The sequence below is a fragment of the Lentzea sp. NPDC092896 genome (assembly GCF_044754905.1).
In the GTDB taxonomy this organism is placed as follows: Bacteria; Actinomycetota; Actinomycetes; order Mycobacteriales; family Pseudonocardiaceae; genus Lentzea.
In genome coordinates, this window is record NZ_JBIVPX010000011.1 from 296,848 (window position 1) to 322,882 (window position 26,035).

The window sequence follows — 26,035 nt, forward strand, 5'->3', positions numbered from 1 at the left end:
CCGCCACCCAGAGGCACGTGAGCTGCACGTTCAGTGACGACCAAAGATCAACTTTTGATCAACTTCGCGGCGCGGGACACGGCCTGCCGAACAGGTCCGGGATCAGCGACGGCAGCAGTCCCGGCCACGGGTCGCACGGCTCCGAGGTCGGCGGTGGTGTGGTCGACGACGGTGGCGGCGTCGTCTCGGACGGCTCCGGCAGCGTCGGCACGGTCACCGTCGGCGAGGTCACCGTCGGCTCGGTCGGCTTGGTGGGGACCGTGGGCTCCGTCGGCTTGGTCACCGTCGGTTCGGTCGGCCGCGTCGGCTCGGTCGGCTTCGTGGGTTGCGTCGTCGTGGTCGTCGGAGGAGTCGTCGTCGTGGACGTCGGCGGGTTCGGCGGTTCCTCGCCAGGAGGCTCCGGCCAGGCCTTGATCGGCACGGTCACGGACTTCGTCGCGTTGCCCAGCGTGGCGGTGACGGTGATGTTGCCGCCGCGGTGCCCGAACGCCCAGAGGGACATCCGGTACCGGCCGCCCTTGTCCAGGTCGGTGACGCAGCGCAGCGTCGTCTTGCCGGACGACGTGCACTCGCGGTACGGCGTGTAGAGCACGAGGTTCTCCGACGTCGACACGTCCAGCTTCAACGTGCCCGCGCGTGGGCCCGTGTTGCGCACCTCGACGTCCGCGCGCGGGTCCCAGAACACCTCGTCCTGCCACGTCTTCACGAAGAGTTCGAGGTCGTCGTTCACCGGCGGCACGTTGACCGCGACGCTGACGTTGACGGAGATGGCCGCACCCGCGCTGATGACGCCGGTGATGGTGCCGGGCACCGCGGTGTCGGTCGCGCGCAGCAGGAAGTGGAACGTCGCCTGCCCGCCGGGTGCGATGCCCTGCGGCGTCACGCACGTGATCGTGCCGGTGCCGGCGGGGCAGTTCACCGTCTGGTCGGCCGAGCCGTCCGGTTGCAGCAGGCGCGCGGCGCCGAACGACGCGGGCCCGCCGGTCGAGACGACGCCGGGCGGCAGGTTCAGCACCATGCTCGCGGGCGGCGCCGTGGTGCCACCGGTGTTGCGGATGGAGATCGGGAAGTCCTTGGGCTCCTCGCCGGGCGTCAGCGTGAACCCGCTCGGCGTGGTCGGCGTGAGCGACGGCGGCGCGGGAGCGGGAGGTTCGGGGGCAGGGGGCTCAGGCGCTGGTGGTGCCGGCGGCGCGGGCGGAGTCACCACGGGCGGCGGTTCCGTCGTGGGCTGCGGAGGCTGGGGCGTGGGAGCGGGCGGAACGGGTGCCGGCGGCACCGGTCGCGGCGGCTGGACCTGCGTCTGCGCAGGAGGCGGTTCGACGGCCTGGACCACAGGCGCCTGCTGCTCGCCACCGGCCGCGGCCAGCGCGATCGCCACGGCCGCGGCCACGGCGGCAGCGGAACCACCGACCGTGACGAGCTGACGGGGGATCGCGGCACCGACGGCGCCCGCACCACCCGCGGCCGCGCCGGCACCGACGACGGCCGTCGTGGTTCCGGCGGCGATCAGGTACGTCGTGGCACCGATGCCCAGCACCAGCGGGGCGACGAAGATCCGCAGCGCGCCGTTGACGTCCGCGAGTTCGGCGGCCAGCGCGCGGCACCGGCCGCACTCGTCGAGGTGCGCCTCGACCTGGGTCGCCTCGCGCTTGGACAGGCCGGCGCGGGTCCAGGCACCGAGCCGGTCGACGGTCGCCCGGCAGCGCTCCGCCTCCGTGTCGGTCAGGTGCATCTGCAGGTACTGCTGCTTGAGGCCCTCACGGGCGCGGTAGGCGAGCGCGGACACGCCGTTGGCCGTCAGCCCGAGCAGCGGGGCGACCTCGGCGGGCGACTGGCCCTCGATCTCGGTGTGCCAGAGCACCATCTGCCAGCGCTCGGGCAGCGCGGCGAACGCGCGGGCGGCCATCGACTTCTCGAGGCCGGCCACCGCGGTGTCGCTGAACTGCACGGCGGGCGCGACGTCGGTCATGTCCTCGGTGAGGTCGACCTTCTTGTCGCGGCGCGTCTTGTCGTACGCGGTGTGCCGCAGCGCCGTGAGCAGGTACGCGCGGAACGCCGAGTCGGGTCCGCGCCCAGCACGGAGCGTGTCCAGCACCTTCGCGAACGCCTCGGAGACGAGGTCGTCGGCCTCGGCCTGAGAACGGGCCAACTGGCGGGCGAGGTTGTAGGCCGCCGAGACGTGGCGTTCGTACAACTGGCCGTAGGCGTCGATGGTCCCACCACGCACTGATTCGATCAGTTCGGCGTCGCTGGGTCCCTGGACGTCTGCAGGAACGATTGCCACAGTCTTCGTTTCCCTCCCTCGCGGCGCTCAGTGTGACTTACGGCGCCTGACAGAGTCATCTCAATCCCCCGCGCGGGTTGCGTCACGAATCAGCGACGGCTGCGTCTCCCACCTGGAATCGGGTGAACTGGAGGGAGACCGGGTGGGTGTCGCACAAGCGGAACGCCTCCTGAAGTCGAGGTGGCGGACCGCCACCATGGCCGCAGGCTGGGCGTTCCCCGCAGACTGGCCGCTCGCCGAGGTCGACGACGTGTGCGCGGCGATGCTGGAGAACACCGACCCCGGCGACGCGCTGGTCCGGCTGGGCCGGGCTCGTGCCGAGGCGGGAGCGGGCCTGAGCGAGACGCTGATGGACCTGGCCGCGTTGCACGCCGTGCTGACCGCCGTGTCGCACGTCGTGTCGCCGGACGTCGACTCGCTCCCCGCGCGGATGTTGCGCATGACAGCGCTGGGATGGGCGGACGTGGTGACGAAGCAGGCCGGCGAGTGCGCGGCCGAGGACCCTCTGACCGGGCTGGCGACCGCCGCCTACCTGCGCACGAGGCTCGGCGAGGTGTACCGGGAGACACCCGTCGCGACTCTCGACTACGCGCTGGTGATGCTGCGCCTCGACGTGCACCGGGCCACCGGCTGGTCCCGCGTGGTCGCGATGACGCTCGCGTCCGACGCGTTGCGCACTGTCTTCGACGGTGGCGAGACGTTGGCGACCCTCGGGCCGTGCGTGGCCGCCGTGCTGGTTCGCCGGGACGAACTGCTGGCACGAAGAGTGTCGAACCTCAGAGTCCTGGCGGCCGACCGGCTCGCCGACGACCCGAACGTCCGTCCGGTCGGACCCGCCAAGGTCTGGGTCGAGCAGTTGCCGGACACGCACGCCGAGGCGCGTGCGCTCCTCACCTCGCTTGGGCGCTGAACCCCCTGTCCCGCGCCCACGGGTGCTCCCCGTGTCCCCACCGGGGGTGTCTTCCCAACGCTCCGAGAAGTGTTCTATTGTGCTAGTTCACTAGAACAATCTGGGGAGCGTGCGTGGTCGAGTTCCACGTTGACCGCGGCAGTGGTCTTCCCGCCTACCTGCAACTCGGCAGGCAGGTCAGGGAGGCCCTGAGGCTCGGCTGGTTGCAGCCGGGTGATCGGCTGCCGACGGTCCGCGACGTCGTCGCCACGAGCGGCGTGAACGCGAACACCGTGCTCAAGGCCTACCGCGAGCTCGAACTCGCCGGCCTCGTCGAAGCCCGTCAGGGCTCCGGCACCTTCGTCAAGGCCTCCTTGGGGTCCGCCGCCCCCGAGGACCTGGACCCGTTGCGCGCCAAGCTCGCCACATGGGTCGCGGAGGCACGCTCCGCCGGGTTGGAGGACGAGGACATCTACGCGCTGCTGCGCGAAGTGCTGAGTGGGGGAGCGCAATGAGCGTGGTTGCGGCCGAAGTGTCGAAGTGGGCTTTACGGGACGTCTCGTTCGAACTACCGCCGGGCAGCGTCACGGCGATGGTGGGAGCCAACGGCTCCGGCAAGACGACGCTGCTCAACGTGCTGGCCGGGCACCTGATGCCGGAATCGGGCCACACGTCGATCGCGGGCCGGGTCGCGTACGTGCCCCAGCACAAGCCCATGTACAAGTCGTTCAGGGTCGCGGACGTGCTGGAGTTCGGCCGCCGCATGAACACCGTCTGGGACCACGACCGGGCCGAGCAGTGGCTCAACCGGTTCCGGATCCCGCGCAAGCTCCAGATCGAGGACCTGTCCGGTGGTGAGCGCACGCACGTGGTGCTCGCGCTGGCGCTGGGGTCCCGCCCGGACGTCCTGATGCTGGACGAACCGCTGGCCGAACTGGATCCGCTGGCGCGCAGGAAGGTCATGCGGGAGTTGCTGACCGAGGTCAACGACAAGGGCATGACGCTGATCTTCTCCACGCACGCCGTGGGGGAGATCGCGGGAGTGGCCGACCGGTTGCTGGTGCTGTCGCGCGGCCGGCTGCTGGTGGACGGCGATGCCGACGAACTGCTGGAAGACCACGTCCTCTACACCGGTCCGCACGCCTCGAAGTCGCCCGTGGAGGGGCACGTGGTGCTGGCGAAGCACGGCAGGGCCCAGTCGTCGTACCTGGTGAGATCGGGCGGCCAGCGGATCGACGAACCCTGGACAGCCCGGTACGTGACGCTGGAGGAACTGGTCGTGGCGCACCTGGAGCGTGACCTGTGAACCTGAAATCACTCATCTGGCTGACCTGGCGCCAGCACCGCTGGGCCATCTCCGGCGTCGGGACCGTCGCGCTGATCGCCATCTGGAACCTGTGGTCGATCGAGGCGCTCCCGTTCCTCGAGTCCTCGATGCCGATCGGCGGCTTCTACGCCTTGATCGTGCAGACCGCGTTCGGTGCGTTGGTCGGCGCGTTCTGGGGCGCTCCGCTGATCGCCCGCGAACTGGAGGAACGCACCTATTTCGTGGCGTGGGGCCAGGACGCCACGCCCGTGCAGTGGTTGCGCGGCAAGCTCATCGTGCTCGGTGGCCTGGCCGTGCTGCTGGCGGTGCTCATCGGCAACGGCGACGGCTACTTCGGCTTCGTGCGGACGTGGAACAGCTTCGAGGCCAACTCGCTCGTGCAGATCGGTTACGCCGCCCTCGGGCTCGCGATCGGCGTGCTCATCGGTCTGTTGAGCAGGAACGTCGTGACGGCGATCGCGGTGACGATCGTGCTCTTCGTGGTCGTGCGCATCGTCCTGGCCGTGTTGGTGCGTCCCTTCTACTGGCCACCGGCACGCGTGATCGCCCGTTGGGAGGACACGGCGGTAGTGCCCGATCGAGGCTTGGAACTCGGCCACGGCTACGCCGGGTCCGACCTGCAAGCGGTGCCTGCCCGCAGCGACTGCATGACGGCCATCAACGAGACCAGTTGCATGCGCCGTGTGAACGCCGCCATCGGCACGTACGTCGACTACCAGCCGATCGAGCGCATCGTGTGGTTCCAGATCGCCGAGTTCCTGGTGTGCGCGCTGATCGCGGCGGGCTTGCTGGCCGTGGTCTTCCGGCTGATGCGCAACGGTGGTGGGTGGAAGCCCTCCCGTGCGCACCGCCGCCTCGGTCCGCCCGTGCCCGAGCCCACGCCCGTCGCGGAGAAGTCCTCCGAGCCCGATTCCGAGCCCGAGCTCGATTCCGATTCCGAGCCCGATTCCGATTCCGTGGCGGAGCCCGAGCCTGAGCCCGATTCCGTGGCGGAGTCCGAGCCCGAGCCGAGTGATCAGAGCGCGCCGGACACCGCCGCTGCCAAGGCCGAGGGGTAGCGCGGGCGGAAGCCGAGCACCCGCTGGGCGTGGTTCGTCGACACGATCCCGTGCCACGGGTCGAAGTCCTGCTGAACGGCTTCACCGGGGGTGAGGCCGTTCAACTGGTGCAGTTCGACGGCCGTGATCGGGCTGTCGTCGGCGATGTTGAAGATCCCGCCCCCACCTGCGTCGAGGGCTTTGACGACCCCCTGTGCCACGTCTTCGTGGTGCACCAGGTGCAGCCGCTGATGCCCTGGCCACGTCGCCGCCCAGCGCAGCGACTCTTCGAGGTGCGGATCGCCGTCGCCGTAGACGAAGGCGAGACGGAGGATCGTGGCCTCCCTCGTGTCGAGGACGGCCTGTTCGCCGAGAGCCTTGGTGCGGGGGTAGTCGCCGAACTCCTCGGCGGGGTTGGCGGGGTCGGTCTCGGTCGCGGGCCGGCCCAGTCCCTTGGGGTACACGAGGTTCGTGCTGATGTGGACGAACAGCGGCACCTTCTCGCTCAGCTCGGCGAGCTTCCGCGTGCCGTGGACGTTCACGCCTTCGAAGTCGGTGCTCGTGCGGAGAGCGGCCGCCACGTGCACCACGGCGTCCACGCCGTCCACCAGTTCCTCCACCGCCTTGGTGTCTTCGAGCCTCCCGGCCAGGGTGCGCACGTCGTGGTCCTGCTCCCGCAGCCGTGGGAGGAGCCTGCTGCCGACCCGTCCGGTCGAGCCCGTCATCGCGATCTTCATGTGGTCCAGCGTCTGCTGACGTCGTGAGTGCAGCCAGGGACAGTCCGGTCCTGGCTACCGTGGAGGGCATGCGAGAAATGGCGGACTTCCTGCGCAGCCGTCGTGAGCGGATGACGCCGGTGGGCAATGGTCGGCGACGCACGCCGGGACGTCGTCGTGAAGAGGTCGCGGCCGCCGCGGGCGTGTCCGTCGACTACTACTCGCGCCTCGAACAGGCTCGTGGGCCGCATCCGTCCGTGTCGGTCCTGAACGGCATCGCCCGCGCGTTGGAACTCGACGCCGACGAGCGCGCGCACCTGTTCCGGCTGGCGGGCGAGGCCGTGCCCGAGGAACCCGCGTCGACGTCGGTCCGTCCGGCCGTCCGGCTGCTGCTCGACCGGCTGCGTGACGACCTCGCGGTGGTGATCTCCGATCGCGGCGACGTGCTCGCCGCGACCCCGCGTGCCGAGCTGGTGTTCGGGGACGTCGTCGGCCGCAACCTGCTCAGGGCGTTCTTCCTGGGCGACGAGAGCTGGGTGCCCGCGGAGGACCGCGAGGTGGTCGCCCGTTCCCACGTCGCGGATCTGCGCGCGACCCTGGCCCGGCGACCGGCCGTGCGGCCGTTGGTCGACGAGCTGATGGCGAGCCCGCAGTTCGCGCGGCTGTGGGCGGAGCACGACGTGGCGGTGCGCCGTTCGGCACGCAAACGGCTGCGGCACCCGGTACTCGGCCTGCTGGAGTTCGACTGCGAGGTGCTCAGCGCGCCCGAGCACGACCAGCGGCTCGTGATCCACGTCGCACCCGAGGGCAGCGTCACCGCGCAGAGGCTGGATCTGCTGGTGAGCGCCGGAGAAGCCGCAGGTAGAATGCCTGAACCGTGGACTCTCGTACCCGTCTCCCCGTCGTCGGAATGATCGGCGGCGGGCAGCTCGCCCGCATGACGCACCAGGCCGCGATCCCGCTGGGACAGTCGCTGCGCGTGCTCGCAGTCTCCGAGAACGACCCCGCCGCCCTCGTCGCGCGGGACGTGGTTCTCGGCACCCACACCGACCTCGACGCGTTGCGCGCGTTCGCGAAGGGCTGCGAGGTCGTCACGTTCGACCACGAGCACGTACCGCAGGAGCACCTGCGCGCGCTGGTCGCCGAGGGCGTGAAGGTGCACCCCGGTCCGGACGCGCTGCAGTACGCGCAGGACAAGCTCAAGATGCGGGTGCGGCTGGCCGAGCTGGGGCTGCCGGTGCCGCCGTTCGCCGAGGTGCACGAGGTTCGCGACGTGCAGAAGTTCGGCGCGGCGCACGGCTGGCCGTGCGTGCTGAAGGCGATCCGCGGCGGCTACGACGGGCGCGGCGTGTGGATGCTGAACACCCCGCAGAGCGCCGAGCGGGTCGTCCCCGAGCTGCTGGAGGCCGGGACGCCGTTGATGGTCGAGCAGTGCGTGCCGATGCGCCGCGAACTGGCCGCTGTCGTGGCGCGCTCGCCGTTCGGTCAGGGCGCGGCGTGGCCCGTCGTCGAGACCGTGCAGTCCGACGGCATCTGCGTCGAGGTTCTCGCGCCGGCTCCGGCCCTGGACGGCGCCGAGGCTCAGGAGCTGGCCCTGAAGGTCGCCGAAGCGCTGGGCGTCGTGGGCGTGCTGGCCGTCGAGCTGTTCGAGACCGCGGGCGGCGTGGTCGTGAACGAGCTGGCGATGCGCCCCCACAACTCCGGCCACTGGTCGATCGAGGGCGCGCGCACGTCGCAGTTCGAACAGCACCTGCGCGCCGTCCTGGACTACCCGCTCGGCCGCACCGACCTGATGGCGCCGGCCGTCGTGATGGCGAACGTCCTCGGCGCTTCCGACGTGCCCGCGATGGGGCCGGACGAGCGCGTGCACCACCTGTTCGCGCGGTTCCCGGACGCGCACGTGCACCTGTACGGCAAGGAGGAACGGCCGGGCCGAAAGGTCGGGCACGTGACGTTCCTCGGCAACGACATGACCGAGGTCCGCCAGCGCGCGCAGCTTGCCGCTCACTGGCTGTCCACGGGCATCTGGTCAGACGGATACGACATTCACGGCGAGAAGCGGAGTGCGGAGTGACTCAGGTTGGCGTGATCATGGGCAGCGACTCGGACTGGCCGGTGATGAAGGCGGCCACCGAGGCCCTCGCCGAGTTCGACGTGCCGTTCGAGGTGAGCGTCGTCTCCGCCCACCGCACCCCGCAGCGCATGCTCGACTACGCCGGTTCGGCTGCCTCGCGTGGTCTGCGCGTGATCATCGCGGGTGCCGGCGGCGCCGCCCACCTGCCCGGCATGGTCGCCTCGGCCACGGTGCTCCCGGTCATCGGCGTGCCGGTGCCTCTCAAGTACCTCGACGGCATGGACTCGCTGCTCTCGATCGTGCAGATGCCCGCGGGCGTCCCGGTCGCCACGGTCTCAGTCGGTGGTGCGCGCAACGCGGGCCTGCTGGCCGTCCGCGTGCTGGCGGCCTCGGACGTCGCACTGCAGGAACGCATGGCCCGCTTCCAGGCAGAACTCGAGCAGCTCGTACTAGACAAGGACGCGGCGCTGCAGAAGTCCCTCTGAGTGCTCAACAGCACAGCAGCGCCCGACGTGAACGGGCGCTAACATCGTGCCGAGTACTCGCTACTGGGAGGTAACAAGGTGAACCCGAGCTTCGGCACCTATCAGCTCGCCGAGGAGCACGAGGCGCTGCGAGAGGCCGTCCGCTCGCTCGCCGAGAAGGAGATCAAGCCGCACGCGGCCGAGGTCGACGAGAACGAGCGCTTCCCGGTAGAGGCCCACAACGCCCTGGTCAAGGCGGGCTTCGCGGCCGTCCACGTGCCAGAGGACTACGACGGCCAGGGCGCGGACTCCGTCGCCACCTGCATCGTCATCGAGGAAGTGGCCCGCGTCTGCGCGTCCTCCTCGCTGATCCCGGCCGTGAACAAGCTCGGCACGATGCCGATCCTCCTCTCGGCGTCCGAGGAACTGAAGCAGCTCGTCATGCCGTCCATCGCCTCCGGCGAGGCCATGGCCTCCTACGCGCTGTCCGAGCGCGAGGCGGGCTCCGACACCGCGTCGATGCGCACGCGCGCCGTCCTGGACGGCTCGGACTGGGTGCTCAACGGCACCAAGTGCTGGATCACCAACGCCGGCGAGTCCACCTGGTACACCGTCATGGCCGTGACGGACCCCAACGCCGCGAAGAAGTCCGCCGGTATCTCGGCGTTCGTCGTGCACAAGGACGACCCCGGCTTCTCGGTGGGCCCGAAGGAGCGCAAGCTCGGCATCAAGGGCTCGCCGACCCGCGAGATCTACTTCGAGAACTGCACCATCCCGGCCAACCGCATCATCGGCGAGCCGGGCACGGGCCTCAAGACGGCTTTGAAGACGTTGGACCACACCCGCCCGACGATCGGCGCCCAGGCCGTGGGCATCGCGCAGGGTGCCCTCGAAGCCGCGGTCGCGTACGTCAAGGACCGCAAGCAGTTCGGAAAGTCCATTTCGGACTTCCAGGGCGTCCAGTTCATGCTCGCCGACATGGCGATGAAGATCGAGGCGGCCCGCCACATGGTCTACGTCGCCGCCGCCAAGGCGGAACGCGGCGAGCCGAACATCGGCTTCATCACCGCCGCCGCCAAGTGCTTCGCCTCCGACGTGGCCATGGAGGTCACCACGGACGCGGTGCAGCTCTTCGGCGGCGCCGGCTACACGCGCGACTTCCCGGTCGAGCGGATGATGCGGGACGCGAAGATCACGCAGATCTACGAGGGCACGAACCAGATCCAGCGCGTCGTGATGTCGCGCGCCGTGCTCAACGGCTAGGTCGACGACCCTGTGATCGGCCTGGAGGCTCGTCCTCCAGGCCGATCATTGCTCAGTCAGGCAGCCACGCAAGTGCCGATCGCCTCGCCGACAGCCCCCTTCGCCCCCAGCACGCAAGGCGACGAAGCCGTCAAGGACTTGTCAGCGAGCTGCTGCGCGAACGCGATGGCGACGTTCATCATCCGCGTAGGACTCCCGCTGTCCACCGCCGCCTTCACCGCAGCGGACCGGGCTTCCTCTGTCGTGCACGACAAATCCGTGCCGAACTTGTCGACGCGTGGCAGCCACAGGGCCTTCGAGCCGGACGCGCACGGCACAACGTCCCAGCGCGAGCCCGGAGCGGCGTGTGCGAGCGGAGCGGACAGCACGGCGAAGCCGAGCGTGATGGCCAGAGTCACGAGAAAACGTCCCATGCGCCCGAACGTAACCGCGCACATGAACCCTGACCGGGGGAACCGTTGTCACCAAAGGTGATTACGGTCCGCCAACCTCAAGCCAGGTAGAGGGCGGTCGGCAGAACGACCACTGTGGACTCTTCCCGGCGCACCGCACGTCCGAAGCAGATGGCGGTGATGGTCGAGCCGTCCACGAACACAGCCGAGGCGGAGGCCGGCACCCGTGAGAGCGGCACGGTGAAGGCGATACCGGGACCGGAAACGGCGATGTCGTTGTCTCGCAACGCGATCCGGTACGACGCCTTGACCTTCACGTAGCCCTGCGGGGAACCCGAGACGACGCCCCCAGCGGTCAGGTCCAGCTGCACCAGCTCGTCGCGGGCGACCAGGTGACGCAGCACCACGTCGAGCGCGCGGGCGGCGTTCGTCTCCGCTTCGAACGTCTCCCGCACGGTCTCGCTGCCGGAACGCCTGCCGCCCGCCTCGACGAGCGAACCAAGGCCCAGCGACGCCTCGCGTGACGTGCCGCGCTCTACCTCGCGGAGGCGTGCCTCGGCGGCGGCCTGCGGGGTTTGGCCGTACATGCTCATGATCGAGCTCTCGTCGAGCATCAGGAACGTGCGGATGCGTCCCTGTTCCAGGTCGGCTGGGCGCTCGTACGTGGTCGCCGTGACCATCGCCAGCTTGGCGGCCTCGACAGCGGTCGCGCTCTTGTGTTCGGCGCGGCGGGCGGTTCTCGAGGCGTTTCGCCAGCCGTACACGCCGATGGCGGCCAGCACGAGGATCGCCGGTAGCAACAGCAGTATCGAGTTCATGGCAACCCTCCGCGTGACCGGTCACGCGGAGCATCGCCCAGATCGCCGCCCGCACCACTCCGCCGAACGGGTCACAGCGTGGCCAGGACCTCGCCCAGCCGCTCGTAGCTGCGCCCCGCGCCGTCTGACATGCCGGTCGCGAGCACCGCGTCCCGAGCCTCCTGCGACACCAGCGTCATCGTGGTGGTCATCGTCGTCTGACCGTCCACCTCCACGAACTCGACAGTCGTGATGGACGGCGGGTTGTCCTCGAAGATCTCCGTGTTGACGATCCGCGAGAACGGCGTGACCTCGGTGTACTCCCCGTACATCTCGAACGCGGCCGAACCGTCCGGCTGCGCCCAGCCGTAGCGCCACTTGCCGCCCACGCGCAGGTCGACCTCGCAGATCGGCATCTCCCAGCCGTCGGGGCCGAGCAGCCAGCGCCGGAGCAGTTCTGGCGTCGTGAAGGCCTTCCACACCAACGATGCGGGCGCGTCGAACGTGCGCGACATCGCGATCTCGGTGTCGGAGGGGAGGGTGACGGTCGTGCCGAACTTCACCGTGGTCATCGGTCGTTCTCCTTCATCTCGGTCAAGAGTGCGTCCAGGCGCGTGTAGCTCGCATCCCAGAAGCGGCGGTAGTTCTCAGCCCACACGGCGACCTCCTTCAGCGGTGTCGCATCGAGCTGGCAGGGGCGCCACTGGGCTTCCCTGCCGCGGGTGATCAGGCCTGCCTTCTCCAGCACGCGCAGGTGTTTGGAGATCGCCGGGCCGCTGATGTCGAACGGCTCGGAGAGCTCCTTCACCGTCGCCGGGCCCTCCGTGAGCCGCGCGAGGATCGCCCGGCGGGTCGGGTCCGCCAGCGCGGCGAAGGTGGAGCTCAGCTGGTCCATCTCGTACCTAACCACTTGGTTATCTAACCTCTGGGTTAAGTACAGCGACGAGTGTCCGATCTGTCAACCCCCAGGCTCAAGATCGACTGACGGATAGCGCTTTCCAATCCGGCACATCGGCCGAAGAAATGGCCCGGATGGACCTTTTTCTGGCAGGCATGGAATGGAAGCGGGGCTGAACAGAGCAACTTCAACAAACAGCTGGACACCAGGTCAGAGGCATCGCTACGTTCTCAAAGCCGCAAGTTAACCTCGTTTAGTGAGGTATTTCGAATGAGAGCGAAAAGAACTGTTTCATTAGCGTTCGGATTTTTGCTGGCTGCTTCCGTGCTCGTGCCGACCGCGCAGGCGGCACCGAACGGCAGCGCTGCCAGCCTGGCCAGAACCTCCGACAACAAGATCCAGTCGGCCGCCGCGGCCGAGGCGTACTGGACTCCGGAGCGCATGGCCGCCGCGATCCCGGCACAGGCACCCGCCACGGTTCAGGCCGCTTCCCCACACCAGCCCTCGGGTCGTGCGGGCAGCATCGAAGGGGTCGCACCCTCGGTGAAGGTCAAGACCGAGCAGGCGCAGGGCATCGGGACGATGCTCAACGAGTCGGCGACGGTCGGAAAGGTGTTCTTCACCAACCCGGCCAACGGCCTGAACTACGTCTGCTCCGGCGCGACCGTGAGCAGCGCCAAGAGGAAGCTGGTCCAGACGGCGGGGCACTGCGTGCACGGCGGTGCCGGCGGCCAGTGGATGAGCAACTGGGTGTTCGTGCCTCGCTACCGCAACGGCGCGCGCCCCTTCGGCACGTGGAGTGCCTACCAGCTCACGTCTCGCACCGCCTGGATCAACTCCAGCAACAGTGACGAGGACATGGGCATCGTCATCATGCAGACCCTCGGCGGCAGTTCGATCGCGAACGTCGTGGGCGGCAACGGGTTGCGCTGGAACTGGGGCTACTCGGTGTTCGTCACGATCCTCGGCTACCCCGCGGGTGCGCCGTTCACCGGTGAGCTGCAGTACTTCTGCCAGGGCACGACCTGGAACGGCCACAGCCAGCAGGTGCGGGCCTGGTGCAACATGACCGGCGGATCGTCGGGCGGACCGTGGCTGCAGGAGTACAACGACCAGAACGGGCTGGGCTACATCAACAGCGTGGTCAGCCACCGGCACGCCGACGCGAGTCAGATGGACGGGCCGTACTTCGACAACGACATCAAGAGTCTCTACGACTTCGCTGAGTCGCTGTCCCCGTGACATCGAATTTTCCGTTGGCCGGGCGCGGAAATCCCGCACCCGGCCTTCGGGCAACCACAGGGCCACGCCGTTCCGTCCTACTCGCATGAGTACCCGAATCGCCCTCGCCGTCCTGTTGCTGGCCGCCACCGCCTGCACGAGCACCTCCACGGGCCAGGGGGCGAACCTGCGGGGCAAGGTGTACGTCTCGTCCTCCGTCACCGACCAGGGCAAGCCGCGCGCCCTGGTCGAGGGCACGACGGTGGAACTGAGATTCACCGACGACGACAGGCTGATCGCGAGCGCCGGCTGCAACCAGATGCAGAGCCCGGTCAAGCTCGACGACGGCAAGCTCTCCGTCGCCGACCTCGCCATGACCGCGATGGGCTGTCCCAAGCCCGAACTGCACCAGCAGGACGAGTGGCTGTCGAAGCTGCTCCGCGCGACACCGTCCTGGAAGCTCGACGGCACCAACCTCGTGCTCACCGGGGCGGACGCGGAGATCGTGCTCGCGACGGAACAGCCCGCCACCCTGGAGGGCACCTGGACCGTCGACGGGCTCGTCACGCGCGACGCCGTCTCGTCCCTGCCCGCTGGAGTGAAGGTCACGGTCGCCTTCCGCAACGGCAACATGGCCGTGGACAGCGGCTGCAATCTCAGGGGCGGCGACCAGCCGTACGAACTGGCCGGCCAGACGATCAAGGTCGAGCTGGGGTCCATCACCGACATGGGGTGTGGTGAGCAGGTCAACGCCGTGGAAGAGGCCGTCGTGCAGGCGTTGGGCAAGGGCGAGTTCACCTACAAGATCAACCGCTCCTCGCTGATCCTGACCAACGCGGAGGGCGCCGGTCTGACCCTCAAGAAGTAGCGCGACCAGCGAACCTGTGGACTCGCTGTTGGCTTCCTGTCGAAATCATGAGGTTGTTCAAACCTGCACTAGTTTTGGTTCGAGGCTGAACGACCTACAGCTGAACGACAGGATCGGGGAGCAGGAAACATGGTCAAGGACATCGCCGCACTCATCGGGCGCATCGCCGTCGGCGTCGTGTTCGTCGCGCACGGCTGGCAGAAGTTCACCGAGTTCGGCATGGCGGGCACCGCGGGCTCGTTCGGCAAGATGGGCGTGCCGCTGCCGACGCTGTCCGCGTGGTTCGCCGCGTCCGTCGAACTCGCCGGTGGCCTCGCGCTGATCGCCGGTGTGGCGCTGCCGGTCGTCGGCGTGCTGCTCGCCGCAGACATGCTCGGCGCGTGGGTCCTCGTGCACCTGCCGAACGGCCTGCTCGGCGAGGGTGGTGCCGAACTGGTCGTCGTGCTCGGCGCGGCCGCCCTCGCCCTCGGCTTCAACGGTGGTGCCTACTCGCTGGACCGCGTGCTGTTCAAGAACAACAAGGTGCTCAACCCAGCAGCTGTGTGATCTCCTGGGTGACCTTCTCGCTCTCCCGGCGCGCGGCCAGCTGGCCCGCGTCGGGATTGCTCACCTGCACCAGTGAGCCACCGGCCGCGAGCACGGCCAGAAAGCCTTCCAGCACAGCGGAAGGCGAGTCCCACTCCACAGTGGACAGCACACGCGGTTCGGAGCCGAGCTTCGCGCCGAGCTCTCGCGCCTGCGCGACCACCTCGTCCACAGTGGACTCGCCCAGCGCGAGCGTCGAACCAGGGACCGGTTCCCACGGCATGAAGTCGTCGCCGTGCACGCGCACGTCGTCGGCGTAGTCGACCGGGGCGCCGGAGCCCAAACCCATGGGGTGCAACGAGGCCACGGCGACGACGTCCGCGTCGGCCGTGCCGCCGGGCGGGACCACGGCCACCTTGGCGTCGGAGCCGGCGCCGACCACGCGGGCACCGCACCACCAGGCGCCGAGCAGCAGACCCACGGTCTGCCAGTGCGCGGGCAGCAGCACCGCCACCGAGTCGCCTGGTTCGACGTCGTGCTCGTCCCGCAGCCAGTTCGCCGTCTTCGCGGCCCAGTTCTTCACGGTCGCGCGCGACAGCTCGATCCGCGTGCCCGCCGCGTCGTCGTAGTGCGTGATCAGCGGACGACCGGGATCGGCCTTCAGCAACGGCGTGAAGAGGATCTCGGTCACGCTCACGCGGTTCTCCCTAGTCGACGCACGGCACATCCTGGCGTGCTGCGACAGCCTGCGCGCCGTCCAGCGAGAGCAGCTTTTCAGGGCCGAACCGCGCGGGCGTACTCGGGGTCGTCGGCGACGGAACGGGCTTCGGGGTCTCGCCGATCTGCTGCGCCACCCAAGCCTTCACCGCCTCGCGGTCGACCGTCACGATGCTCTGCCCGCGTTCGTTGCGGCCGTCGATGCTCGTCACCGGGATCGTGGCGAACTCCACGTTGCCCGACGCGAGGCCCTGCGCCTGCGTCGCCAGCGTCGTGAGGTCGAGGTTCTGGTCCACGACAACGGACTTCGACACCGTGTCGAGCAGACCGCTCAGCTTCCCGGGATCGGTGAACGTGCCCGCGGACAGCAACTGCTTCATCGCCTGCGACATGAACACCTGCTGCCGCGCGATGCGACCCAGGTCGCCGCCGGGCATGTTCCGCTGCCGCACGAACGACAACGCGTCACCGCCCGAGATCGTCTGCGGGCCGGCGCGGAAGTTCGCGCCGGAGTTCGGGTCCGACGTGCCGGCCTTCAGGCAGACCTGCACACCGCCGATCACCTCGGTCAGCAGGTAGAACCCGTAGAGGTTGATCTCCGCGTAGTGGTCGACGCGCATGCCCGTGAGGTCCTGCACCGCCTGCACGAGCGCCTTGCGCCCGGCCTCGTCCGACCTGCGTTCGCGCTCCTGCTGGTCGCTCACGCCCTCGGCCTGCAACCGTTCCGCGGTCAGGTACTTCACCGCGCCGTACGCGGAATTGATCTTGTCGTCGCGGTAGCCGGCGATCGGGACGTACGTGTCGCGTGGAATCGAGATGGCGCTCGCCTTGCCGCCGTTGCGGGGCACGCGCATCACGATGATCGTGTCCGTGTTCACGGTGTCCGTGCCTTCGGTGCGCAACTTGCGCAACACGTCCGCGGGAAGTGGCCGCCCCTGCGCGTCCGTCCGGCTGTCGCTGCCCACCAGCAGGATGTCGATCGCGCCGTCCTCGACGGGTGGCGAGTTCGGGATGTCCTCCAGCACCTGGAGGATCTGCGTGGTGTTGGTGTTCTGCTTCACCAGCCGCAGCGCGGTCCAGAAGTAGCCGGAGAACGCCAACGTTGTCACGGCGACAAGCGCGATCACCGTACGGCCGATGACCCGTGCGGTTTTCTTCGCGCGTGCGGCAGTGCTCAAGGGTTGGCCCTTCGTGTGCTGGTTCTGCGTGCTCAGCGTAACTATCGCAAGCCCGTTACGCCGGGGGTTTCAGTTCACGCAGACCAGTCCACCCGCCGTGATGGGCGGGGTGCTGCTCGAGCTGGCGGGCGCCGACGTGCCGGGAACGCCCTGCGGGTCGATGTCCTCCGAGTCGTCGCCCTGCGCCTGGTAGTCGCTGCCGACGAAGACGTGGATCTGTCCCTTTCGGACGGTCGCGTCCTCCTCGACCCCGACGTTGGGGCCGAGTTCCGCCGCGACCTTGCGCGCGGAGCCCTCTTCACCGGTCGCGTACCGCACGACGGTGGTGTCGCTGTTCTGCGGCGCCGACGCCACGGGACCGCGCTGGAAACCCTTGGCCGCCAGCGTGTTCATCACCTGGGTCGCGAGTCCCTGGATGCCCGCGGCGTTGAAGACCTGCACGGTGATCGAGGAGTTCGGCGGCGCGGGCAACGTGGTGGTCGTCACCGGGGCCTTGCTCGACGTGTCCTTGTCCGCGGCCAGGTCGGTGAGGAACTTGCGCACCTGCGCGGGGTTCACCGGCAGCACGTTGCCGTCGCTGTAGGTGTCCGTCGGGTCGCCCACCGGGATCGTCTTGAACTGGAAGTTGCCGCCCACGAGCCCCTGCATCTGCTCGGCGAACGTGGTGATGTCCCAGCCGGAGCTGAGGATCACCGACTTCTGCACGGCCTCGACCAGGCTGTTGAGCCTGCCGGGGTCCGTCAGCGTGCCGGTCGACAGCACCTTCTTCGCGAGGGCCCCGATGAACACCTGCTGGCGCACGATCCGGTCGAGGTCGCCGCCGGGCAGGTTCTTGCGCTGCCGCACGAACGACAGCGCGGCCGCGCCCTCGATCGTCTGCTGGCCCGCCTGGAAGTTCGCGCCGGAGTCGCGGTCGGAGGTCGGTTCCTTCAGACACACCTCGACGCCGCCGATGGCCTTGGTGACCTCGTAGAAGCTGGCGAGGTTGACCTCGGCGTAGCGGTCGACGCGCACCGACCCGCCGGTCATGTTCTCGATCGTCTTGATCAGCGTCTTGCGGCCGGCGGCCATCGACTCGGTGCGGATCCGCGCCTCGTCCGTCACGCCCTGTGAGCGCAACTGCTGGTCGACGGTGTTGCGCTGGCGCGCGAACGCCGAGTTGAGCTTGTGCTTGCCGAACCCGTCCGCCATCTCGACGTAGGAGTCGCGGGGGAACGAGATGGCGACCGCGCGGGTGCCGTCGACCGGGATGTGCACGAGGATCATGGTGTCGGTGTTCTGCTCGCCGTCGGCGATGCCGCCGTTGAGCATGGCCAGCACCTCCTCCGACAGCGGGTTGCCCTGCGCGTCGGTGCGGCTGTCCATGCCGACCAGCAGGATGTCGACCGCGCCGTCGAGCGGCTTGGGCCCCTGCTTGGCGAGTTCCTCCGAGATGACCTCGGTTTTGACGATGCCGTCGTTCGTCGTGCGCAGCTTGTTCCAGCCGTAGGACGTGACGAGAAGCACAGCCGTTGAGACGAGTGCTATGAAGATCTTCCCCGTCACCAGGAAAGCGCGAAAGGCCGCAGACGGTCGGGTGCCCACCACCCTGACCGGCAGAGTTCTGCCTTCCACAGCCGTTTCCTCCCCCACAACCGCGAGTTTAGTTCTTTATAAGTCAGACGGCGTGACGTTGCTGTGGGTTGCAGCGATTAGGTACGTGACAGACTGCGAGCGGGGAACACCACGGGAGGAAATGGCATGCGCGTACTGGTGACAGGTGGGGCCGGGTTCATCGGCTCGCACTACGTGCGGGAGTTGGTGAGCGGGTCCTACCCGGCGTTCGCCGGTGCCGAAGTGGTGGTGCTCGACAAGCTCACCTACGCGGGCAGCGAGACCAACCTCGCGCCGGTCGCGGGCAAGTTCGAGTTCGTGCGGGGCGACATCTGCGACGCCGGCGTGGTCGCCGAGCAGATGCGCGGTATCGACGTCGTCGTGCACTTCGCGGCCGAATCGCACGTGGACCGGTCCATCACCGGATCGGCCGACTTCGTGCTCACGAACGTCCTGGGCACGCAGACGCTGCTGCAGGGCGCCCTGAACGCGGGCGTGGGCCGGTTCGTGCACGTCTCGACGGACGAGGTCTACGGCTCGATCGAGGACGGCTCCTGGACCGAGACGCACATCCTCGAACCGAACTCGCCCTACTCGGCCTCCAAGGCTTCTTCGGACCTGTTGGCGCGTGCGTTCCACCGCACTCACGGCCTGCCCGTGAGCATCACTCGGTGTTCGAACAATTACGGGCCGTATCAGTTCCCCGAAAAGGTGATTCCGCTCTTCGTCACCAATTTGATCGATGGCGGGAAGGTGCCTCTCTACGGCGACGGCCTGAACGTGCGCGACTGGCTGCACGTGGCCGACCACTGCCGCGGCATCCAGCTCGTCGCCGAGGGCGGCCGGCCGGGGGAGATCTACAACATCGGCGGCGGCACCGAGCTCACCAACCGCGAGCTGACCGAGAAGCTGCTGGAGGCGACGGGCCGCGACTGGACGGCCGTCGAGCCCGTGCAGGACCGCAAGGGCCACGACCGCCGCTACTCGGTCGACATCTCCAAGATCGCCTCCGAACTGGGCTACGCGCCGCAGGTCGACTTCACCGTCGGTCTCTCCGACACGGTCGAGTGGTACCGCGAGAACCGCGCCTGGTGGGAGCCGCTCAAGGAGCGCGCGGCGCTGGCGAAGGGCTGAGAAAGGTGATCCTCGTTCCCGGTGGTCGCGGCCAGCTCGGCCACGACCTCGCCGCCCTGTCCACCGACGTCCGCGCGGTGTCCTCCGCCGAGCTGGACGTGACGAAGGTCGCGGCCGCGGACCTGGCCGGTGCCTCCGCGGTGATCAACTGCGCCGCGTACACCGCCGTCGACGCCGCCGAGACCGACGAGGACCGTGCGTTCGCGGTCAACGCCGTCGGCCCCGGTCTGCTGGCGCAGGCGTGTGCTTCCGTTGGCATTCCGATGATCCACGTCTCGACGGACTACGTGTTCGCCGGCGACGGCACGCGGCCGTACGAGACTTCTGACGAGGTCGGTCCGAAGTCCGCTTACGGTCGCACAAAACTCGAAGGCGAACGCCGCGTGCTGGCGGCGGGCGGTTACGTCGTGCGCACCTCGTGGGTGTACGGCGCGCAAGGCTCGAACTTCGTGAAGACCATGGCGGCACTGGAATCCTCGCGGCCTTCACTGTCCGTTGTGGATGATCAGGCCGGTGCGCCGACGTGGTCGCGCGACCTCGCGGCCGGACTTCTCGAGCTCGCCTCGGTTCTGCCGGAGACGCGTCTGCTGCACGCGACCGGTGGCGGCGAGACCACGTGGTTCCGGTTCGCACAGGCCATTTTCGAGGAACTCGGCGCCGATCCCGCACGCGTTCAGCCCTGCACCACGGCGGACTTCCCGCGCCCGGCACCGCGACCCGCCTACTCGGTGCTGTCGGGTGCCGCGTGGGCAGCCGCGGGACTGCGCCCGTTGCCGCACTGGCGAAGCGCCCTTTCGGAGGCAGTGCGCGCCGGGGTGGTAGCTCCCCGTGCCGGTGCTGCGCCATTGGGGTGACCGGTCTGGCACGGTAGTCCCAAGTGCGGGAGCCTGTTCGGCATGTTCGATTCCGGGCGCACACCTCAGCGTCCCGCGACAGCGGATTCCGATCGGCAGCGCTTCCTGAAGTGCGTTGCTGTTGTCACGGGCTCGCGACAGGTGTCGATGAGTCAGCTGGACAAGCACGCACCGAGGCCGCACTCTCGGTGAAGTCGTTGGGGCGTCAGGGTTTCCTGACGCCCTCCGACGTGCACCTCAGGCCCTGCTCCGCCGGTACGCCTCGACGGTCTTCTCCGCGCACCGCCGCCAGGTGAACCCGGACGCGTGCGCACGCCGTTCGGACTGCGCCTCCGGTGTGGTCGGCGCGGCGACTGCCTGCGCCATTCCATCCGCCAGGGCCTCGACGTCCCCGACCGGCACGTGCAGCGCGTGCCCACCGGCGACCTCGCGCAGCGCGGGCACGTCCGAGCACACCACAGGAACGTTGCAGGCCAATGCTTCCAGCACCGGAAGCCCGAAGCCCTCGTCCCGCGACGGCAGCACCAGCGCCGTCGCCCCGGCCACCACCGAACGCAGGTGCACGTCCGGCAGGTACCCGGTCCGCAGCACCCGGCCGTCCACACCGGACCGGCCGGGCCCGACGATCACCAGCGGCGGCAGCGACGGGTCGGAGGCGTGCGCCTTGATCAGGTACTCGAGGCCCTTGCGCGGCCCGTCCGCACCCACGAACAGCAGGTACTCCGAGCCCAGGCCCAGCCGGCCGCGCAACGTCGGCGACGGCGGCCGCGAGGCGAACCAGGCGGGGTCGACGCCCAGCGGCGTCACCATGATCTTCTCCAGCGGCACCGAGAACCGGTCCGCGACGACCGACGCGACGGCCGCGGTCGGCGTGCAGATCACGTCCGCGCGCTGGGCCGACAGCCGGACCAGTTCCGGCAACCGGCGATCCGACGGCGGGAGGTCACCGGGTGCGTCCAGGAACGCCAGGTCGTGGATCGTGACGACCTTGCCGGCCCGGATCGTCGGCGGCAGCACGAAGTTCGTGGCGTGCATGACGTCGGTGAACCCGGCCAGCATCTCGACCGGCGGGAACTTGGCGCGCAGCCACAGCTGGCGCAGCGCCCGCGCCGAGACGGGCAGGCCGCGCGCTGTCACGTCGTGCGGGAGGACGGTGCGCAACGCACGCCAGCCGCGCAGCGTGAACGCCACCGCCCGTACGTCGACGTCGTCCGACATCGACGCCAGTTCTTCGGCCAGAGCCGCTGTGTAGCGGCCGATTCCGGTGCGATGTCCTAGCAGAGGGGTGCCGTCGAGCAGCACCCTGAGGGGTTTCGGGGATCTCGCCATTTACCTGCCACCACGCGCGATTTTCCGCAGACGCCCCGTCGCCCGCTTGGCCAACTCGGTCGGGCCACCCGCATCCAGGTACTCGCGCACCAGTTGCAGGTCCCGCTTCACCTTGTCCGTCGTGCTGAGCCCCGGTGTGCGCACCATGTGGGCAGAGCCGGGCAGACGGTCCGCGGCGGGCCTGGGGTTGCGGCAGAACTCGGCCAGCGGCGCGAGTGCCGTCTCCCAGGTGAACCGTTCGCGGACGACGGCGATGCGCTCACGGCACGCGGCCGCGAACTCCTCGTCGTAGAGCACCTTCTCCAGCGCGTCGGCCAGTGCCTCCGGGTCCTCCGGCGGCACGACGACGCCCAAACCTTCGCGCTCCACCAGGTCCGCGAACGAGTCGCCGGACGTGGTGACGATCGGCAGGCCCGCCCACAGGTAGTCGAGCACCCGCGTGCGGAACGCGAACGTGGTCTCTACGTGCTCGTAGTGCGTGGTGACACCGCAGTTCGCGTCGAGCAGCCAGTTCTGCCGGTCGTTGTACGGCACCCAGCCGTCGTTGAAGAACACGTGCTCGCCGGTCAGCCCCAACTGTGCGGACAGCGCCCGCGTCTGGCCGGCGATGTCCATGTCCGGGACCTCGGGGTTCGGGTGCTTCATGCCGAGGAAGTACAGCTTCGCGGACGGCTGCCGCCTGCGCAGGTGGTCCATCGCCTCGATCAGCGACAGCGGGTCGAACCAGCTGTAGACGCCACCGGCCCAGATCACGACCTTGTCGGCGTCCGTGACGCCGGGCACGACGCCCTTGATCGCCGGTCCGGTGCGCTGCGGCGGCTTGCCCGACAGTCCGAAGGGGACGATCCCGAGCAGTGACTGCGTCGTCGGGTCGTTGTCGTACAACGCCGGCGTCAACCGGCCCAGCGCGGCCAGGTGGCCGAGCCAGAAGTGCCGCTGCCGTTCCGACGCGCACAGGAAGAAGTCGCCGCGCTCGAGCTGCGTGTTCAGCACCTTGGTGACGGCGGCGAGGTCGAGGGCGCGCTTGTCGTCGGCCTTGTCCTTGCCCTGTTCCAGCAGTTCCAGGTGCATCGGGTCGTACATGTCGCAGACCACGATCTTGGTCGACGACTCCTTCTTCAGCTCGCCGACCATCTCCAGCGCGTGACCCTGCAGCACGACCACGTCCGCCCACGCGACGTGCGGCGGAAGTTCCTTCGGCCGGGCACGTTCGACGCCGAACGGGGCGTCGGGCGGCGCGCAGAGCGGGTTCGTCGTGACCAGCCGCACCTGGTGCTCGCCGGACAGCACGTCGGCCATGTGCCAGGCCCGGATCGCGGGACCGGCCATCCGGTCGGAGATCGCGTCGCCGGTGATCACCAGGATCTTGCGCGGCCTGCCGAACACGTCGTCGAGGCCCAGGACGTCCACGAGGATGTCGTGCGCGGCGAGGTAGCGCGGCAGGGGATAGGCCGGTTCGAGAGCCTTGCGCATCAACGGAACCAGGTCGGTGTCCGACATCCGGCGCGCGGCCTGCTCGATCCCCCGCGACTTGGCCAGCGACGGCATCTGCTCGACGAACTGGTCGATCGCGAGGAACCCGGCGAGCGCCTGGCGGGACATCCCGACCGGCTCGCGGTCCTGCGCGGGGTCGGCGGGGCGGCGGGTGATCTCCAGCTGCGTGGGATCGATCTCACCGCGCGCCGTGGCCCTTCTGACGCACAGCGCCAGCGCGGCCGGCAGCACCTTCGCCAGCGTTTCGTCGGAGAAGTTCTTGTACAACGACATGAGCGCGTTGCGCTCCAGCAGGTACAGCTCGCGGCTCTCGTGGATCGAGCTCATCGACGCGTGGTGGCGGTGGAACGTGAGCGACGCCGGTTCGTAGCGGACCCGCCAGCCGCGCAGGTTCAGCCGCCAGCCGAGGTCGACGTCCTCGTAGAACATGAAGAACCGCTCGTCGAACCCGCCGAGCGTCTTGTAGAGGTCAGTGCGCACGAACATCGCCGAACCGGTGCCGAACAGCACGTCCTTCGGGCCGTCGTGGCTGCCGTCGTCGTCCTGACCGGCGTGCCGCTTGTAGCCCATGCCGAACCAGGTCAGCCCGCCGTCGACGAAGTCGATCTTCTCGCCGTCCCAGTCGAGGACCTTGCTCGCGACCGCGCCGACCGCCGGTTCGGAGTGGAACACCCTGATCGCGGCCTTGATCCAGTTCCGGTCCGCGCGCGCGTCGTTGTTGAGGAACGCGAGCACCCCGCCCGTGGCGTGGTCGACGCCGAGGTTGCAGCCGCCCGCGAAGCCGAGGTTGGTCGGCGAGGTGATGATCTCGACGCCCGGCAGTTCCGCCTTGAGCCGTGCGGTGTCGTGCGCCTCGTTGTCGACGACGATCACCTGGAGCAGCTCGGCCGGGTAGTCCACCTCGGCCAGCCCGCGCACGCAGGTCACGGTGTCTTCCGCGCCGCGATAGTTGACGACCACGACGGACACGACGGGCAGTGAGGCTCGATCCACGCGCTAAGCCTGCCTCATCACTCTGCGCGCCCGCAGTGTGGTTGCACAGATCAGCAGCAACAAGACGGCCAGAGGTACCCCGAAGACCCACTCGGCGGACCAGTCGTTGCGCTCGGCGAGCAACGGCCGCATCAGCGGATGCCGCAGAACCGTGGCCGGACCCGGCCGCATCTTCTTGTCCTGCTCGCCCCGCACGACTATCCGCAGCTCGGCGCCGTCCGGACAGGTGACGCGATGCGCGTAGGCGGGGTTGTCCGGCCCCGGCACGTCCTCGACGCTGGTGATCACGCACGTCTGAGGCGTGGCGAGGACGTCCATCAACGCGCGGTGACCGTCGCCGACCAGCACCGCTGTGCCGGGAATCACGACCATGAACGCGGGCAGCACGAGCCACGCCGGCCCGAGCTTGCCGACGCCCCACGCGAACGCGATCGACAGCAGGCAGCACGGCACCAGCACCGCGAGCTCGTAGTGCTCGGGCACGACGGCACCCAGCACGACCGCGACGGCGACCGCGGCGAGCCCGATCACGATGAGTGGCGCCGGCCGCCTCACGACTGCTTCCTGAGCAGCCAGGCGACAGGAACGAGAAGAATCATCGCTCCGGGGACGCTTGTGACCGGTAGGAGGTTCCATCGAGAACTGTCCGCCCAGTCCGGCCGCAGCGGCGGCCCCAGGAGAACGTCGGCTTCGTTCGTCCTGAGCCGGTCGTTCCAGTCGCGGTCCAGCTCGACCTCACCACTGGGGCAGGCCAGCACGTAGTCGACCGACGGGTACTTGGCGAACGGGTGCTCCTCTTTCGCGGCGACCGTGCAGTGCTCGACGTGTCCGCTTCGCTGCATCAACACGCTGTGGACGCCGAACGTCAGCACGAACGGCGCCACGAGCCCGAGGGCGAACGCGGGCAGTGCGATCCACTTGCGTTGGGAGAGGCCGCTGACGCCCAACGCGTAGGCGAGGCCTCCGAGCAGGCCGATGAACACCAGCCCGTAGGTCAGCGTGATGCTCACGCCGACGCCGAGCACCAGAGCGGCCAGGCCGCCGGCGATCATCAGCCAGGCAGCCTTCAACGGCCTGCCCAGTCCCGCCAGACGCTCTTGCGCGGGACCTCGGCCTTGATCCTGAGACGCTGGAAGAGCGTCGCGGGGAGCCTCAGCAGCACCTCCGCCAGGACCTGCACGCGGAGCCCGAGCCGGAAGTTGGCGGCGTCCGGGACGTTCCTGCGGAACGGCAGCATCGCGGTGATCGCGAAGAACCGGGCGAGCTGGGTGAGCGCGACTCCCGCCGGGGCGCACCGGAGCAGCATCAGCAGCCGGTTGCGCTCGTTCCAGCGGTGGAAGAGCGTCGAGCCGGGACGCGTGCTGGCGCCGTGCTTGTGCCGGACCCGCGCCGGTCCGACCGAGATCACCCGGTGCCCGGCCAGCCGCAGCCGCCAGGCCGTGTCGGTGTCCTCGTAGTAGCAGAAGAAGCTCGCCGGGACGCCGCCCGCGGCCCTGAGCTCGTCGGTCCTGAGCAGCGCCGCGCCGCCGCAGAACCCGAACACCTCGCGTCCGGCGAGCACGACGTCCCTGCCGTGGCCGTCCGCGGTCAGCGCCACGCCGACGGACTGCGTCGAGCCGTCCGTGAGCAAGATCGACGAGGTGGCGGCCGCCGCTCCGGGCTCGCCGTTGAGAGCGCTCTCCAGCTCGGCGAGCCACGACGGCTCCGGTGCCGCGTCGTCGTTGAGCCACGCGACGAACTGGGTGTCCACCATGTCCAGAACGGCGGCGAGCCCGCCCGCGTAACCGCGGTTGCGCGGCAGCCGCACAACCTCATGTCCGCTGATCAGCTCGGCTGTGCCGTCGTCGGACGCGTTGTCCACGATGATCGTCCTGTGTGGACTCTTCTGGGCCGCGAGGGCGTCCAGGCACGCCGTGATGTGGTCACGGCCTCGCCACGTCACGACCACCACGGTGCTGACTGCCGACACGGCGTGAGACGGTACGCGA

The 26,035-nt window shown here is 69.1% G+C and carries 27 protein-coding genes; 13 read left to right on the forward strand and 14 right to left on the reverse strand.

Annotation, left to right across the window (positions count from 1 at the left end; genetic code table 11):
- Positions 1 to 58 precede the first annotated feature (58 nt).
- Complete coding sequence (locus ACIQF0_RS40545; RefSeq protein WP_401039042.1) at positions 59 to 2,284, reverse strand: sigma-70 family RNA polymerase sigma factor; 2,226 nt, start codon at positions 2,282 to 2,284, stop codon at positions 59 to 61.
- 142 nt (positions 2,285 to 2,426) lie between these two features.
- Here ACIQF0_RS40545 and ACIQF0_RS40550 point away from each other — a divergent pair, with 142 nt between their 5' ends.
- The 4 genes from ACIQF0_RS40550 (at position 2,427) to ACIQF0_RS40565 (ending at position 5,558) form a co-directional block, all read left to right on the forward strand.
- A complete protein-coding gene (locus ACIQF0_RS40550) occupies positions 2,427 to 3,194 on the forward strand; it encodes a GGDEF domain-containing protein (RefSeq protein WP_360044154.1) in 768 nt (255 codons plus the stop codon).
- A 113-nt stretch (positions 3,195 to 3,307) separates the two neighbouring features.
- Positions 3,308 to 3,688: a GntR family transcriptional regulator gene (locus tag ACIQF0_RS40555; RefSeq protein ID WP_360044151.1), complete on the forward strand. Its 381-nt coding sequence runs from the start codon at positions 3,308 to 3,310 to the stop codon at positions 3,686 to 3,688.
- Positions 3,685 to 4,479, forward strand: coding sequence for an ABC transporter ATP-binding protein (locus ACIQF0_RS40560; protein WP_401039046.1), 795 nt, complete (start codon positions 3,685 to 3,687; stop codon positions 4,477 to 4,479). The genes ACIQF0_RS40555 and ACIQF0_RS40560 overlap by 4 nt, the downstream gene beginning before the upstream one ends.
- The gene (locus tag ACIQF0_RS40565; RefSeq protein ID WP_401039049.1) at positions 4,476 to 5,558 is read left to right on the forward strand and encodes a hypothetical protein; all 1,083 of its coding nucleotides are present in this window, start codon (positions 4,476 to 4,478) and stop codon (positions 5,556 to 5,558) included. Before ACIQF0_RS40560 ends, ACIQF0_RS40565 begins: the two co-directional genes overlap by 4 nt.
- On the opposite strand, the gene ACIQF0_RS40570 is transcribed toward ACIQF0_RS40565, so the two are convergent.
- Positions 5,516 to 6,274, reverse strand: coding sequence for an NAD-dependent epimerase/dehydratase family protein (locus ACIQF0_RS40570; RefSeq protein WP_401039051.1), 759 nt, complete (start codon positions 6,272 to 6,274; stop codon positions 5,516 to 5,518). The genes ACIQF0_RS40565 and ACIQF0_RS40570 overlap by 43 nt on opposite strands.
- A 68-nt stretch (positions 6,275 to 6,342) precedes the next feature.
- On the opposite strand from ACIQF0_RS40570, the gene ACIQF0_RS40575 reads away from it, so the two are divergent.
- The 4 genes from ACIQF0_RS40575 (at position 6,343) to ACIQF0_RS40590 (ending at position 10,054) form a co-directional block, all read left to right on the forward strand.
- Positions 6,343 to 7,167: a helix-turn-helix domain-containing protein gene (locus tag ACIQF0_RS40575; RefSeq protein ID WP_401039052.1), complete on the forward strand. Its 825-nt coding sequence runs from the start codon at positions 6,343 to 6,345 to the stop codon at positions 7,165 to 7,167.
- Positions 7,131 to 8,327: a 5-(carboxyamino)imidazole ribonucleotide synthase gene (locus ACIQF0_RS40580; protein ID WP_401039054.1), complete on the forward strand. Its 1,197-nt coding sequence runs from the start codon at positions 7,131 to 7,133 to the stop codon at positions 8,325 to 8,327. Before ACIQF0_RS40575 ends, ACIQF0_RS40580 begins: the two co-directional genes overlap by 37 nt.
- Positions 8,324 to 8,812: a 5-(carboxyamino)imidazole ribonucleotide mutase gene (purE, locus tag ACIQF0_RS40585; protein WP_319975146.1), complete on the forward strand. Its 489-nt coding sequence runs from the start codon at positions 8,324 to 8,326 to the stop codon at positions 8,810 to 8,812. The genes ACIQF0_RS40580 and purE overlap by 4 nt, the downstream gene beginning before the upstream one ends.
- A 78-nt stretch (positions 8,813 to 8,890) precedes the next feature.
- A complete protein-coding gene (locus ACIQF0_RS40590) occupies positions 8,891 to 10,054 on the forward strand; it encodes an acyl-CoA dehydrogenase (protein WP_394615558.1) in 1,164 nt (387 codons plus the stop codon).
- Positions 10,055 to 10,110: 56 nt separating this feature from the next.
- Here ACIQF0_RS40590 and ACIQF0_RS40595 read toward each other — a convergent pair whose 3' ends face one another.
- From ACIQF0_RS40595 to ACIQF0_RS40610, 4 genes are all read right to left on the reverse strand, one after another.
- Positions 10,111 to 10,467, reverse strand: coding sequence for a hypothetical protein (locus tag ACIQF0_RS40595; RefSeq protein WP_401039057.1), 357 nt, complete (start codon positions 10,465 to 10,467; stop codon positions 10,111 to 10,113).
- A gap of 77 nt (positions 10,468 to 10,544) precedes the next feature.
- Positions 10,545 to 11,264 carry a hypothetical protein gene (locus ACIQF0_RS40600; protein ID WP_401039059.1) on the reverse strand — a complete coding sequence of 240 codons (720 nt, stop codon included), beginning with the start codon at positions 11,262 to 11,264 and terminating at the stop codon, positions 10,545 to 10,547.
- 71 nt (positions 11,265 to 11,335) lie between these two features.
- Positions 11,336 to 11,815 (reverse strand): SRPBCC family protein, encoded by a 480-nt coding sequence (locus ACIQF0_RS40605; RefSeq protein ID WP_401039061.1) that lies wholly within the window; start codon positions 11,813 to 11,815, stop codon positions 11,336 to 11,338.
- A complete protein-coding gene (locus ACIQF0_RS40610) occupies positions 11,812 to 12,138 on the reverse strand; it encodes a metalloregulator ArsR/SmtB family transcription factor (protein WP_360044127.1) in 327 nt (108 codons plus the stop codon). The genes ACIQF0_RS40605 and ACIQF0_RS40610 overlap by 4 nt, the downstream gene beginning before the upstream one ends.
- Before the next feature lie 312 nt (positions 12,139 to 12,450).
- Between ACIQF0_RS40610 and ACIQF0_RS40615 the strand changes: the two genes are divergently transcribed.
- From ACIQF0_RS40615 to ACIQF0_RS40625, 3 genes are all read left to right on the forward strand, one after another.
- Positions 12,451 to 13,383, forward strand: a complete 933-nt coding sequence (locus tag ACIQF0_RS40615; protein WP_401039063.1) for a trypsin-like serine peptidase — start codon at positions 12,451 to 12,453, stop codon at positions 13,381 to 13,383.
- A gap of 85 nt (positions 13,384 to 13,468) precedes the next feature.
- Positions 13,469 to 14,230 (forward strand): META domain-containing protein, encoded by a 762-nt coding sequence (locus tag ACIQF0_RS40620; protein ID WP_401039065.1) that lies wholly within the window; start codon positions 13,469 to 13,471, stop codon positions 14,228 to 14,230.
- Positions 14,231 to 14,359: 129 nt separating this feature from the next.
- Entirely contained in the window at positions 14,360 to 14,776 is a 417-nt protein-coding gene (locus ACIQF0_RS40625) for a DoxX family protein (RefSeq protein WP_401039067.1), read from the forward strand.
- Here ACIQF0_RS40625 and ACIQF0_RS40630 read toward each other — a convergent pair.
- From ACIQF0_RS40630 to ACIQF0_RS40640, 3 genes are all read right to left on the reverse strand, one after another.
- Positions 14,757 to 15,452, reverse strand: a complete 696-nt coding sequence (locus ACIQF0_RS40630) for a TIGR03089 family protein (protein ID WP_401039070.1) — start codon at positions 15,450 to 15,452, stop codon at positions 14,757 to 14,759. The genes ACIQF0_RS40625 and ACIQF0_RS40630 overlap by 20 nt on opposite strands.
- 10 nt (positions 15,453 to 15,462) lie before the next feature.
- Positions 15,463 to 16,650 carry an LCP family protein gene (locus ACIQF0_RS40635; RefSeq protein WP_401039072.1) on the reverse strand — a complete coding sequence of 396 codons (1,188 nt, stop codon included), beginning with the start codon at positions 16,648 to 16,650 and terminating at the stop codon, positions 15,463 to 15,465.
- Positions 16,651 to 16,719: 69 nt separating this feature from the next.
- A complete protein-coding gene (locus tag ACIQF0_RS40640; RefSeq protein WP_401039075.1) occupies positions 16,720 to 18,156 on the reverse strand; it encodes an LCP family protein in 1,437 nt (478 codons plus the stop codon).
- Positions 18,157 to 18,390: 234 nt separating this feature from the next.
- Between ACIQF0_RS40640 and rfbB the strand changes: the two genes are divergently transcribed.
- Positions 18,391 to 19,377 carry a dTDP-glucose 4,6-dehydratase gene (gene rfbB / locus ACIQF0_RS40645; protein ID WP_401039077.1) on the forward strand — a complete coding sequence of 329 codons (987 nt, stop codon included), beginning with the start codon at positions 18,391 to 18,393 and terminating at the stop codon, positions 19,375 to 19,377.
- Positions 19,374 to 20,231 (forward strand): dTDP-4-dehydrorhamnose reductase, encoded by an 858-nt coding sequence (gene rfbD, locus ACIQF0_RS40650; RefSeq protein ID WP_401039161.1) that lies wholly within the window; start codon positions 19,374 to 19,376, stop codon positions 20,229 to 20,231. The genes rfbB and rfbD overlap by 4 nt, the downstream gene beginning before the upstream one ends.
- Positions 20,232 to 20,468: 237 nt before the next feature.
- On the opposite strand, the gene ACIQF0_RS40655 is transcribed toward rfbD, so the two are convergent.
- From ACIQF0_RS40655 to ACIQF0_RS40675, 5 genes are read right to left on the reverse strand one after another with little or no spacing between them, the layout of a single operon-like run.
- Positions 20,469 to 21,560, reverse strand: a complete 1,092-nt coding sequence (locus ACIQF0_RS40655; RefSeq protein WP_360044104.1) for a glycosyltransferase family 1 protein — start codon at positions 21,558 to 21,560, stop codon at positions 20,469 to 20,471.
- On the reverse strand, positions 21,561 to 24,047 hold the full coding sequence (locus ACIQF0_RS40660; RefSeq protein WP_401039081.1) for a glycosyltransferase: 2,487 nt from the start codon (positions 24,045 to 24,047) through the stop codon (positions 21,561 to 21,563).
- Positions 24,048 to 24,050: 3 nt separating this feature from the next.
- Entirely contained in the window at positions 24,051 to 24,602 is a 552-nt protein-coding gene (locus ACIQF0_RS40665) for a hypothetical protein (protein ID WP_401039083.1), read from the reverse strand.
- A complete protein-coding gene (locus tag ACIQF0_RS40670; RefSeq protein WP_401039086.1) occupies positions 24,599 to 25,117 on the reverse strand; it encodes a hypothetical protein in 519 nt (172 codons plus the stop codon). The genes ACIQF0_RS40665 and ACIQF0_RS40670 overlap by 4 nt, the downstream gene beginning before the upstream one ends.
- Positions 25,114 to 26,016: a glycosyltransferase family 2 protein gene (locus tag ACIQF0_RS40675; protein ID WP_401039089.1), complete on the reverse strand. Its 903-nt coding sequence runs from the start codon at positions 26,014 to 26,016 to the stop codon at positions 25,114 to 25,116. The genes ACIQF0_RS40670 and ACIQF0_RS40675 overlap by 4 nt, the downstream gene beginning before the upstream one ends.
- Between the last annotated feature and the right edge of the window lie 19 nt (positions 26,017 to 26,035).

Excerpts from the sequence above, each read along its gene's own strand:
- ACIQF0_RS40610 (WP_360044127.1), bottom strand. The coding sequence starts at position 12,138 with ATGGACCAGCTGAGCTCCACCTTCGCCGCGCTGGCGGACCCGACCCGC.
- ACIQF0_RS40605 (WP_401039061.1), bottom strand. The coding sequence starts at position 11,815 with ATGACCACGGTGAAGTTCGGCACGACCGTCACCCTCCCCTCCGACACC.
- ACIQF0_RS40655 (WP_360044104.1), bottom strand. The coding sequence starts at position 21,560 with ATGGCGAGATCCCCGAAACCCCTCAGGGTGCTGCTCGACGGCACCCCT.
- ACIQF0_RS40570 (WP_401039051.1), bottom strand. The coding sequence starts at position 6,274 with ATGAAGATCGCGATGACGGGCTCGACCGGACGGGTCGGCAGCAGGCTC.
- rfbB (WP_401039077.1), top strand. The coding sequence starts at position 18,391 with ATGCGCGTACTGGTGACAGGTGGGGCCGGGTTCATCGGCTCGCACTAC.
- ACIQF0_RS40620 (WP_401039065.1), top strand. The coding sequence starts at position 13,469 with ATGAGTACCCGAATCGCCCTCGCCGTCCTGTTGCTGGCCGCCACCGCC.
- ACIQF0_RS40595 (WP_401039057.1), bottom strand. The coding sequence starts at position 10,467 with ATGGGACGTTTTCTCGTGACTCTGGCCATCACGCTCGGCTTCGCCGTG.
- ACIQF0_RS40575 (WP_401039052.1), top strand. The coding sequence starts at position 6,343 with ATGCGAGAAATGGCGGACTTCCTGCGCAGCCGTCGTGAGCGGATGACG.
- ACIQF0_RS40625 (WP_401039067.1), top strand. The coding sequence starts at position 14,360 with ATGGTCAAGGACATCGCCGCACTCATCGGGCGCATCGCCGTCGGCGTC.
- ACIQF0_RS40560 (WP_401039046.1), top strand. The coding sequence starts at position 3,685 with ATGAGCGTGGTTGCGGCCGAAGTGTCGAAGTGGGCTTTACGGGACGTC.
- ACIQF0_RS40600 (WP_401039059.1), bottom strand. The coding sequence starts at position 11,264 with ATGAACTCGATACTGCTGTTGCTACCGGCGATCCTCGTGCTGGCCGCC.